This window comes from Acidisphaera rubrifaciens HS-AP3 (assembly GCF_000964365.1).
In the GTDB taxonomy this organism is placed as follows: Bacteria; Pseudomonadota; Alphaproteobacteria; order Acetobacterales; family Acetobacteraceae; genus Acidisphaera; species Acidisphaera rubrifaciens.
Window position 1 is genome coordinate 1 of record NZ_BANB01000920.1, and the last position, 1,075, is coordinate 1,075.

Sequence of the window (1,075 nt, forward strand, 5' to 3'; positions counted from 1 at the left end):
GTGACACCGATCGGCAGACCGCCGGGCGCGAAGCCGGCTGGCACCGCGAAGCCGGCGAGGTCGCAGAGATTGACGAAGTTGGTGAAGGTGCCGAGGCGGCTGTTCGGCCCGATCGGGTCGGCCTCCAGCTCCGCGAGCGTCGGCGTATAGGGCGCGGTCGGCAGCAGCAGCGCGTCGATCCCGGCAAACAGGGCGCGCGCGAGGCGCCGTGCCTCGGCCAGCCGGTGGAAAGCGTCGAAGGCATCGACGGTGCGGCGGCCAAACCCGCCCTCGATGATGGCGCGGGTGGTCGGATGCAGCGCCTCCGGCCGCGCCTCCACGAAGTCGCGCAGCGCCGCCGTCCGCTCGGCGACCCAGGGGCCGTCATAGAGCAGCCGCGCGATGTCGAGGAACGGCGCCAGATCGACCGGCACCGGGTCGAACGCCGCCGCCGCCTCGCCATAGGCGACCGCGACCCAGGGCGCGCAATGCGGCCTGGGATCGATCACCCCGATCCGCGGCCGCGCCGGCAGGGCGCCGCGGCGCAGATGGGCGAACGGGGCCGCGCGGCTGTAACGGTCCGCGGCATCCGCCGCCGCGATGACGCGCATACAGGCCAGGGCCGCGTCCACGGTGGCGGCGAAGACCGAAATCGTGTCGATCGACCGGCAGGCCGGCACCATGCCGCGCGACGAGACGGCGCCCACCGTGGGCTTCAGCCCGACGATGTTGCCGAACATGGCCGGCACACGGCCGGAGCCGGCGGTATCGGTGCCGAGCGCAAGCGGCACGATCCCGGCCGCGACGGCGACGGCGGAGCCGGAGGACGAGCCGCCCGGCACATGCGCCGCCGAATGGGCGTTGCGCGGCACGCCATAGGGGCTGCGCACGCCGACCAGCCCGGTCGCGAACTGATCGAGATTGGTCTTGCCCACCACGATGGCGCCGGCCGCGACCAGCCGCGCCACCGCCTCCGCGTCGGCGGCCGGGGTGTAGGCATAGGCCGGACAGGCGGCGGTGGTCGGCAGCCCGGCGACGTCGATGTTGTCCTTGACCGCGACCGGCACGCCGAACAGCGGCCGGCCGCGCGGCCCCT

Annotated in this window: 1 protein-coding gene; it reads right to left on the reverse strand. The window is 74.5% G+C overall.

All coding sequences use genetic code 11. The annotated features are described in order from the left end of the window. On the reverse strand, positions 1-1,075 hold a 1,075-nt coding region (locus tag B8460_RS19050), incomplete at both ends, for an allophanate hydrolase (RefSeq protein ID WP_048863204.1).